1 protein-coding gene is annotated in these 939 nt (G+C 69.5%); it reads left to right on the forward strand.

What is annotated here, in order from left to right:
* Positions 1-290: 290 nt before the first annotated feature.
* Positions 291-635: an NADH-quinone oxidoreductase subunit A gene (locus tag DMH08_RS39615; protein WP_125621433.1), complete on the forward strand. Its 345-nt coding sequence runs from the start codon at positions 291-293 to the stop codon at positions 633-635.
* Positions 636-939 lie beyond the last annotated feature (304 nt).

Genomic DNA, 939 nt, shown 5'->3' on the forward strand with positions numbered 1-939 from the left:
GTGGGGCGGACGGCGGACGCGGGGGTGCGGCGCGGCCGGGGGACGTGCGCCAGCTCGCGACCAGCTTGTCGTCCTCGGTGCCGTCGGAAACGCGGCCCCAGCTCGGCGGTGGGGCGTCGGAGGGACGCCCGTCGTCATTCGTGCTCACGTTCGCCCCCCTTGCGATGGCACAAAAGCGAAGTGTACGGAAACTCGGTCAAGCGTAGGAAGTGCCGTGCCGTCCCGCGCATGTTTTCGCGTCCGCCGATCAGGTACATGGTCCCGTATCGGTCGCCGGAACAGGAGGGACGATGGCTCCCTACGTCGCGCTCCTGTCGCTGGCCGGGCTCGCGGGCGCGGTGGTGGCGGGCGTGTACGCGGTGTCCGCGGCGGTGGCGCCGCGGACGGTCGAGTGCGGGCCGTTCCTGTCCGGGGGAGCGCCGCAAGAGCACGCGGTGTCGCGGTACCACGTGCGCTGGTACGCGGTGTCGATGCTGTTCCTCGCCTTCGACATGGAGATGGTGTTCATGTACCCGTGGGCGCTGGTGGTCGCGTCGGTGGGCGTGAAGGCGGTCGTGGAGATGTTCCTCTTCCTCGCGCTGCTGCTCGTCGGGGTGCTGTACGCGTGGCGTGAGGGGGCGCTGCGATGGACGTGACGGAAGTGTCGCGGAGAAATGCGGCGCCTTTCTCGTCCGTTTCGCCGGTCGGGGTTCTTGACAGCGCGCGGAATGGAATGTCGCCGTGGACGTGACCCGATGGCTGCGGGGGTATGCGGCGCCGCGCCCGTTCGTGGTGTCGGCAGCGCCTCGCAAAGGCGCGGCACCGCATACCCACGCAGCACCAGCGTAACGGGCACGGCGACACTTCATGCCGCGCGCGGCCACGACCCGCCAGCAGCGGAACGGACTCGCAAGTCCCCGTGTCTCTCCGAGACACTACCGTCCACACACTCGCATCGTC

Origin of the sequence: Actinomadura sp. WAC 06369, assembly GCF_003947565.1 — a bacterium.
Taxonomy (GTDB): Bacteria; Actinomycetota; Actinomycetes; order Streptosporangiales; family Streptosporangiaceae; genus Spirillospora; species Spirillospora rifamycini.

Excerpts from the sequence above, each read along its gene's own strand:
- DMH08_RS39615 (WP_125621433.1), top strand. The coding sequence starts at position 291 with ATGGCTCCCTACGTCGCGCTCCTGTCGCTGGCCGGGCTCGCGGGCGCG.